Annotated in this window: 1 protein-coding gene; it reads left to right on the top strand. The window is 49.2% G+C overall.

All coding sequences use genetic code 11. From position 1 onward, the window contains the following. The coding region (locus tag JV201_RS30185; protein WP_219407054.1) for a hypothetical protein at positions 1-248 on the top strand (248 nt) is incomplete at both ends.

The following is a 248-nucleotide window of genomic DNA, read 5'->3' as shown; positions in this document are numbered from 1 at the left end:
ATAGCGTAATCAATCAAACCACGCGGGCCAACGGGTCGTTGTTGATCAACAATCCAAGCTCAACACGTTTCGCGATGAACACATTTAATCTTCCGCCTGCATCAGGAGGGTCAATTGTCACCATCGGCAGCGCAACAAAGTGTTCATTGCTAGGCAACATTTCTACAGTGGGTTTTAAAGTGGCGGCTCCCGATGCCACAACCACAGCCCAAACGTTGAATAACATCACGGATGCAAGCTACATCGCC

Origin of the sequence: Pseudomonas sp. Colony2 (genome assembly GCF_019382755.1) — a bacterium.
Classification (GTDB): domain Bacteria; phylum Pseudomonadota; class Gammaproteobacteria; order Pseudomonadales; family Pseudomonadaceae; genus Aquipseudomonas.
Note: the sequence above shows the minus strand (reverse complement) of the source record. Positions and strands in the feature narration are given on the sequence as shown.